We start from the raw sequence: 8,075 nt of genomic DNA, 5'->3' as shown, positions 1-8,075 counted from the left end.
CAGGAGGTGAATTTCCACTACAAGGAACACAAGTTTTACCACGCCCTTCGGGCTGAAGTCAGGAGGATAGAGTCAGGAGTCAGGAGTTAGATAAAGCCCGAAGTTGGAGTATGCGCCTCGCCATTTTTAGGCGAAGAGAAACAAAATATATTCAAGTATTGAATCCTCGCTCCTTCGCCTCAGAGGTAAAACGACTGACATCACGACTTCAGATTTCTGACTTCGTGAATTAACAATTCTTCCATGATTTTTACTCCATAGCCCAACCACTTTTATTATAGAACCCATTTGGGAGCTTGGTAAAAGAGGTATAATCAGGAAAAAATGCCTTATTCAAGCAGTTTGACAGATAAAGAGTGGGGAATTATTGAACCCCTATTGCCCAAGAAGAAAAGAACCAAGCCTCAAACATGGAGCAAAAGAGAAATCTTGGATGGGGTTTTGTATCAACTCAAGAACGGCTGCAACTGGTGTGATTTGCCAACAGATTTACCACCTTATTCAACAGTATTTTGGCACTACAAACAATGGCGGGCAGAAGGGGTAATTGAAGAAATTAGGGATGTTTTACATGGTAAAGTCCGCCAACAGATCAAAAAAAAGCCCAATGGACAACCTTAATCATTATCGATTCACAAGCTGTAAAAAATACTTGTAATGCCAGTGTAGAGTCAAAGGGATTTTGTTTTTACAAAGCCACGAACGGAATCAAGAGACACTTAGCTGTAGATACTTTGGGGTTTCCTTTTTTTAGTCACTGCACTCGCACCAATGTGTCCGACGATCGAGGATTGATTGAAATGTTATCAGACAACATCGATTACTTTAAATCTCAACCCGTCAACATTCCCAAAATCACCATCCTTCTTGACAACGGATATCACCCTGAAAAACTGATGGAAGAGTTGAAAAAAATTTATCCTCAGATAATGAACAAGATTAAGTTTAAACTGTCGCCCAAACCGTCGAAAGCTCAAAAGGAAAAGGAAGGAAAAACAGGCTTTGTCCCAGTAAAAGCGAGGTGGGTCATAGAAAGAACCAATTCCTGGATGGAAAGGTGCAAAAGTTTAGTCAAGAATTTTGAGCGCGAGATACGCGGAGGTTTCCTCCGCTTGTATAATCGCGCTGTTGAACGAACTCTTGAGAATGCCACCACCAAGATTAACCTTTGTTTTGTCAGACTGATGCTCAAAAGATTAGCTAATGCTTAAAAATATCCCAAATGGGTTCTATACAGCAATTGTTTGACTTCGTATAAATAGTTTTCTCGATATACTTGGATTTTGGCGATTTTGGGGAATTTGGTGTAGAACCTTTGCATCACCTGGGTTTGAGGCTATTTTCTTGTTGTTTTTTGTCTAAGTTCCCATAATTATGCTAAAACCCTGATGATACCGTTCAAAAATCGGGGTTTCTGAAAATGTCTATTCTTCTAGCTCCGCAGCACGTTGCTGAACTTCTCCTAGATTGAGATCGACAGCTTGAGCTAGTTTAGTTCCATAGTCTCGATCGGCTTTATAAAAGAAAGCAGCCATTTCAGTTCGGATTTCCTTGTCCTCTACTTTACCTAAATCACCAGCCAAATTGGAAATTAAATGTTCGCGATTGACTTCGTCGAGCTTACGATAAAAATCTCCAGCTTGTTGAAAATTGAGAGTTTTTTCAATGGCTTGTTGTTGTGTTGTCCCTGAGACTGGTAACTGTGAAGCTCTGGCTGCTTCCATCTCAGAGAATGAGCCTTCACGACGACTAGGTTGATAGTTTACGTCCGAAGTAGTATTGAAAATATTGCCAAAACCATCTTGATTGCCGTTGACAACGTCAATACGGGGACGATTAATAGGAAGCATTTGATTATTAACACCAAGACGATGTCTGTGGGTATCGGCATAAGAAAAGAGTCTTCCTTGCAACATTCTGTCTTCTGAAGCTTCGACTCCAGGAATCATATTGCTAGGAGCAAAAGCTGACTGTTCTGTCTCTTGGAAAAAGTTATCTGGTATACGATTGAGAGTCATCGTGCCTACTTTCTGTTCTGGGATTTCTTCTGGATACCAATCCTTAGTATCGTCTAGAGGATTAAAAGCAAAATTATTTATATCGCTGGGGTCGATTGTTTGAATATAAAGATCCCAAGAAGGGTAATTGCCTTGGGCAATGTTGTCGTAAAGATCGGTAGTATAGGCATTAAAATCTGTTGCCTGCATATCTTGAGCTTCTTGAGCCGTGTAGTTATGTTCTCCCTGGTTAGATTTCCAGGTAAACTTGACATACTTGAATTCGCCTCGGTCGTTAACAAACTTGTGAACATTAACGCTAGAACCATTCATCTCACGGTAATTTTTGGGAGTGCCGAAATCCGAATAGAGACGGGTAAGCATATGAGTACTTTCAGGAACGTTAGAAAAGAAGTCGAAGAAGCGGTTAGGATCTTGTTTGTGGGTAATGGGAGATGGTTTTAAAGAGTGAATTAGGTCGGGAAATTTAATAGCATCTCGGATAAAGAAGACAGGTAGATTATTGCCGACTATATCCCAGTTGCCTTGCTCTGTGTAAAACTTAGTAGCAAATCCTCTAGGATCGCGGATGGTTTCAGGTGAGCCTTTAGAATTAATTACGGAAGAAAAGCGGACAAACACGGGTGTTTCTTTCCCAGCTTGCTCGAAGGGTGCAGCAACTGTAATGTCAGAAAGATCGGCAGAGCTAACAAACTCTCCATGTACGCCAATACCACGAGCGTGTACGACTCGTTCAGGAATGCGCTCGCGATCGAATCGAGCTAGTTTTTCTACTAAATGGGTATCTTGCAATAGAACGGGACCACTATCTCCAGCAACTTGGGAGTTTTGATTGTCTCCCACTGGTGCGCCATTATCACGAGTCAAGATTGTTGTTGATGTACTTTCGACAGGTGACTGTGCATGGGAGACATTGGCAAATATAACGATTGATGCTATTGCCAATATGGTCAACGATACAGAAAAACCTTTGTATAACTTGGGTAACTTCATAGCTTTAGCTTGGGATTAAATAGCAACATCAGGGGTTAAAAGCATCAGTAACTAGCAAAAGTCTATTTGTAGACAATTACGTTCGACTTGTGAGAACCAACAAGATGAAGATTTAAGTTTGATAGAATAATATTTAGATTAGAATAATTCTTATTTAGGAATAAATCAATGGTGATAAATACTCATTGACGATAAAAGCTAAAATTTTGCCCTAAAATCAAACTCAGAATAATAAACTTTTGATGAAAATTCCGAACATTGATTGACTTAATGCAAAGAAATATTAAAATGCAGGTGGAAGCAAAAAAATTAAAACGTAAGTCTATGAATTATTCTGCAGAGAGTATTACTGCAACCCTCAAATCAAAAGGTCTTAGAGTGACACCCCAGAGATTTGCCGTATATTCAAATCTTTTATCTCGTTCGGATCATCCAACTGTAGAGCAAATTTTAGAAGAGCTGAACCAGAATTTTCCTATTTCTTCTCTGGCAACAATTTATAGTTCTTTGCAAGTTCTGAGAGAAGTTGGATTAGTGCAAGAGGTTTTGTTGGAGGAGGGAGTCTCCCGTTATGATGCCAATATGGAAAAACACCATCATTTTCGCTGCTCCAGTTGTGGTGCGATTGAAGACATCCCATCAGATCGAATTGAGGATTTGAACTTAGATAAATTGCGTCCAGATCTTAAGGTAACAACTTATGAAATAATTGTTCATGGATTATGCGATCGCTGTTAATCCTCAAATTCTGACTTTTAGACTACAGTAATAGATAAGAGGTTTTTCTTCTCTATTTATTACCTGCTACCATTTCCTTGATCCTTAACAATCGAATGTTCTTGTAATACTTCTAAAGGAACATAACTCAATACTGCTTCGTGGGTTGATTCTAAGACTATAGGAGGTGCGTAACCCGCATCGAGAGCTTCTTTCCAACGAGCAGCACAGAGACACCAGCGATCGCCTTTTTTTAATCCTGGAAAGCCATAAGCAGGTAAAGGGGTACTCAAATCATTACCTTGAGCTTTAGTAAACTCTAAAAACTCTTTTGTTAAGTGGGCGCAAACTGCATGAACACCATAATCTTGAGCAGAGATCTCACATTTGCCATTACGAAAGTAACCTGTCATGGGAGAAGTACAGCAAATTTGCAATTCTTGTCCTAAAACATTACGAGAAGTATTAACCATAATTGCCTTTGATCTTGTTTTTTGGGTAATTTGCGATCGCTATTTGTTAAAATCATACCTTGATTTACCAACACCAAGATTAACTATTGAGGATTTTGCATTTTTTGTTCGATATCTTCTAACGTATTTAATAACAATCGTTTCGCTTGTAATTGCCAACCCCAACGTTGAATTCTAATCGCTGCAATACCTCCAATCACTGTGGCGATTAAGTCCAGAGGTTGCAACATAGCAATACCCAATAATAAGCCCAATCCTGCAATACCCCAAAAAGGAAGTGCTACAGTTTGACGCTGCTCTTCTACCATTTTACTTAACTGATCCTCTGGCATTTGAGCCAATAAAGCTTCTTTAACTTCCTGTTGCTCTCTACGTGGTACTGAAATACCAATTTTACGTCTTAGTTTTTCAATTTTTCGTGCATCTGTGCTGTATTGAGTTAATTCATCTTCTGCCATTAAGAGCAAACGTTCTAATTGAGACATAATATTAATTAAATGCAAAAACCATAAAAATAAGTATAGTATCTAAAATTTCCTAAAAGTTATTCCATAATGGCTTTACCATACTTACAGAGTGGTAATGTGGCTTCCTTAAAAAATGATTGTGAATCAGGATCTAGAACTTTTACAAGCGGTTATTAAAAGCGATCGCAATTTAGTCTTGCAATTGCTTCAACAGGGTATAAACCCTAATATACGCGATGAAACAGAGACAACTGCGTTAACTTATGCTAGTCAAAAAGGAAATATTGAGATTGTCAATTTATTAATCGACAATGGTGCTGAGATTAATTATCAAAATAAACCTCATCGCATTACGCCTCTAATGGTAGCTGCTGCCAATAACCATCTGGGAGTGGTACAGGCTTTAATCAATGCTGGTGCAGAGGTTAATCTGGCTAATGATGATGGTAGTCCAGCTTTAGCGATCGCTGTTTACAGAGGTTTTTCGGAAATTGTCAAGGTGTTGTTAGCTGCGAATGCTGATGCTAGTATATGCGATCGCGATGGTGATACTCCCCTTAAGCTAGCAATTAAAAATAATCATCTTGACATAGCAAAACAATTGATAGATTCTGGTGCGATTCTCAATCCTCAAGAACCTGTATCAGAAACACCTCTGACTTTAGCTACGGATTTAGGTAATTTAGCTGTAGTTAAAATGTTAGTTGAAGCTGGTGCAGACGTTAATTTAGCGACAACGGAAGGAGAAACAGTAATTGCAATCGCTGCTGCTAATGGCTATCGCGATCTGGTTGATTATCTGTTAGAAGTCGGTGCAGATATTGACGTGGCTGACTCTAGTGGTGATACACCCCTTCATTTAGCAACGGTAGAAAACTATCAAGAGATAGCCAAGGCTTTACTAGAAAAAGGCGCGAAGGTAGAACGCAAAAACGAGTTGGGAGATACTCCACTTATGGTAGCAGCCTTACATGACTATACAGCGATCGCTATGAGGTTAATTTACCACGGTGCTAATCCTAATGCAGAGAATGAGAAAGAAACCCCGTTAAAATTGGCAATTTCCCATGATAACTTTCAGATGGTTCGTCTTTTGTTATCTGTAGGAGTCGATCCCGACACTAGACTAGATAAAGGAAAAACTATTTTAATGCAAGCTTGCGATCGAGGAAATATTCCCCTGATGCAAGTTATTTTAAAAGCTGGTGCGGATGTTAACCTTCAAGATGATGCTGATGCTACAGCTTTGATGTGGGCTAGTCATCGGGGTTATACAGATGCAGTAAAAATACTATTAGAGACAAAAAAAGTTAATCCCAATCTTCGTAATCATCAAGGTTATACTGCTCTGATGTTAGCTGAATATAATCAGTATCCCGAAGTAGTTCAACTGTTACAAAATGTCTCTTTATAAGGGATGAGGGATGAAGGATGAAGTAACAGCTAATAGATAATAGATAGGTAATAGTTTTACTAATCATCTGATTACTGTCTTATTACTCAAAAAACTTTTTTCACTTCTCCCTATTCTTCTACTTCTGCTACTTCTTAAAATTATGGGGATAATCTGGCTTTTTTAGCGCGATTTTCTAGATACCAGTGTGCTAAAGCGGGCATCCATTCTTCAAAATGAATGTAAAGTAATTCACAGAGTTTTTGTGCTTCTAATTGTGCATCTTTTTTCCAACGCAAATCTAACAAATGCATCAGACTTCGCGCATTACAACTCATCACAAAATTCTGTCTAGCATCAAAAGGAATCAAGCTTCTAGCGTGTTCTTCTGATAATCCCTCATTAATTCTTTGTTGATACAATTTACAAGCATCAAGACACCATTGTAAATCTTTTTTTCTTTGTTCTTCTGAATATAAATAACGCTTACCTTGGCGATTAGTATAGTTATCTACGGGACGTAAATAAAAAACATCCTCAACATCTCTTTTGCCTTCAACCACATCAGTTATTCTCGAACCCGTATAGCGAAAAGATTGCACATCGAAAGAAATTCCTACCCTATGAGTACGTATTTGCTGCATCATTGAGTGAGGGAAATAACCAACGTTAAAAGTAATTTGTGGATGTTCTATCGGTCCCCAATGTCCTCTATTTCCTGCTAAAAGATATTTAATTATTAGTTCTCCTGCTTTAGCTTCATCAGGAAAGCTATCTTTCTGATCCCAAACAAAATCTTCACTATAATCTTGATGCATTGCAGCCCACACCAATTGTTGAGGGTTAGGGGTAGCTGCGATTACTTCAACTCGAAATTTATCCATATACTTTATTGTTCAACGATCTCAAACTTACAGATTGTAGCAGTTGATGAGGAATTAATTAGCCAAAGCGATCGCTTTGGCTATGCTGTTAGTAAATAGAGGTTGAGTATTGATTTTTACTACAATATAATATTTATATATTAAATAAATTTTAAATTATAATAAGTACTTTGTTACAATTATTTTGTAATCAATAAAGCTACCTTAACTTCAGAAATTTATGCTTTTGGTTAATCCTTTACAGTCTTCAGAAAAATACGTATATCACTACACTAAAATTGATACGGCATTAAAACATATCTTAAAAACTGGAACTTTGAGACTTAATTCATTTTCAAAAGTTAACGATCCAAGAGAAAGTAAAAGCTGGACAATGACAACTACAGTCAGAAGTGATTTGAATTTAAAATTAGAAGATTGGGATGCACTATCAAAATCTGTTTCAGATGTATTGAAGCAAAATGTTAAACTTATTTGCTTTTGTAAAGATAGAGTTAGTGCTGTTAATCAATGGCAAATAAGAGACCCAATTGACAGAGGCTTCGCAAAACCGAGTATGTGGCATCACTATGCAAATGGACATAATGGAGTATGTCTTGTATTCGATAAAGACAAGTTAGACATAAGCTTCAAAAAAAAACTTGATGAAAAGCGACTTATTTCTAATACTGTGAAATATTCAGATGATGGAGGTATAAACCAAATATCAAATGCTCCTTTTTCGATAAATTTAACTAACTCACAATCAAAACAACATTTTATAAAAATTCTTCAGAATCATCTTAATCTGTGGATGCCGAGTTTATTTTTCACTAAATTGAAAGATTGGAGTAATGAAGAAGAATATAGGTGGGTATATTTTGATGAAAATGAACATCCTATATGTATAGATTTTGGCGATTCTTTAGAAGCTATTGTCGTCGGAGAAAGTGTTTCTGAAGTCTACAATGAAAATCTTCTTACTTATTGTGTTAAATATCAAGCAGATATTGCTCATTTACAATGGGACAATGGCTTTCCAAAATTACTGAAACTGGGCAATCCTTATATTACTCATAAACATCTTTTAGAAGATAGTAAACAAACATAAGTACTCTCTGCGCCTTTGCGTCTTTGAGCGAGATAAAAAA

General features: G+C 37.5%; 9 protein-coding genes. 5 read left to right on the top strand and 4 right to left on the bottom strand.

Annotated elements, in window-relative coordinates; genetic code table 11:
- Nucleotides 1-324 precede the first annotated feature (324 nt).
- Nucleotides 325-621: a transposase gene (locus tag H1P_RS03495; protein ID WP_222426909.1), complete on the top strand. Its 297-nt coding sequence runs from the start codon at nucleotides 325-327 to the stop codon at nucleotides 619-621.
- Between the two features lie 2 nt (nucleotides 622-623).
- Nucleotides 624-1,211 carry a transposase gene (locus H1P_RS03490; protein WP_144864191.1) on the top strand — a complete coding sequence of 196 codons (588 nt, stop codon included), beginning with the start codon at nucleotides 624-626 and terminating at the stop codon, nucleotides 1,209-1,211.
- Nucleotides 1,212-1,424: 213 nt separating this feature from the next.
- On the opposite strand, the gene H1P_RS03485 is transcribed toward H1P_RS03490, so the two are convergent.
- Complete coding sequence (locus tag H1P_RS03485) at nucleotides 1,425-3,011, bottom strand: catalase (protein WP_144864189.1); 1,587 nt, start codon at nucleotides 3,009-3,011, stop codon at nucleotides 1,425-1,427.
- Between the two features lie 324 nt (nucleotides 3,012-3,335).
- Between H1P_RS03485 and H1P_RS03480 the strand changes: the two genes are divergently transcribed.
- Nucleotides 3,336-3,749 carry a Fur family transcriptional regulator gene (locus tag H1P_RS03480; protein ID WP_144864186.1) on the top strand — a complete coding sequence of 138 codons (414 nt, stop codon included), beginning with the start codon at nucleotides 3,336-3,338 and terminating at the stop codon, nucleotides 3,747-3,749.
- 59 nt (nucleotides 3,750-3,808) lie between these two features.
- Here H1P_RS03480 and H1P_RS03475 read toward each other — a convergent pair whose 3' ends face one another.
- The gene (locus H1P_RS03475) at nucleotides 3,809-4,201 is read right to left on the bottom strand and encodes a DUF2237 family protein (RefSeq protein WP_144864184.1); all 393 of its coding nucleotides are present in this window, start codon (nucleotides 4,199-4,201) and stop codon (nucleotides 3,809-3,811) included.
- Nucleotides 4,202-4,284: 83 nt separating this feature from the next.
- On the bottom strand, nucleotides 4,285-4,686 hold the full coding sequence (locus tag H1P_RS03470) for a hypothetical protein (RefSeq protein ID WP_144864182.1): 402 nt from the start codon (nucleotides 4,684-4,686) through the stop codon (nucleotides 4,285-4,287).
- Nucleotides 4,687-4,801: 115 nt separating this feature from the next.
- Between H1P_RS03470 and H1P_RS03465 the strand changes: the two genes are divergently transcribed.
- Nucleotides 4,802-6,082 carry an ankyrin repeat domain-containing protein gene (locus tag H1P_RS03465; protein WP_144864180.1) on the top strand — a complete coding sequence of 427 codons (1,281 nt, stop codon included), beginning with the start codon at nucleotides 4,802-4,804 and terminating at the stop codon, nucleotides 6,080-6,082.
- Nucleotides 6,083-6,222: 140 nt separating this feature from the next.
- Here the strand turns inward: H1P_RS03465 and thyX are convergent, their stop codons facing one another.
- On the bottom strand, nucleotides 6,223-6,945 hold the full coding sequence (gene thyX, locus H1P_RS03460; RefSeq protein ID WP_144864178.1) for an FAD-dependent thymidylate synthase: 723 nt from the start codon (nucleotides 6,943-6,945) through the stop codon (nucleotides 6,223-6,225).
- A 226-nt stretch (nucleotides 6,946-7,171) separates the two neighbouring features.
- Between thyX and H1P_RS03455 the strand changes: the two genes are divergently transcribed.
- Entirely contained in the window at nucleotides 7,172-8,035 is an 864-nt protein-coding gene (locus H1P_RS03455) for a DUF2971 domain-containing protein (protein ID WP_186375816.1), read from the top strand.
- Nucleotides 8,036-8,075 lie beyond the last annotated feature (40 nt).

This window comes from Hyella patelloides LEGE 07179 (genome assembly GCF_900659865.1).
In the GTDB taxonomy this organism is placed as follows: domain Bacteria; phylum Cyanobacteriota; class Cyanobacteriia; order Cyanobacteriales; family Xenococcaceae; genus Hyella; species Hyella patelloides.
This window is presented reverse-complemented; position numbering and strand designations above follow the sequence as displayed.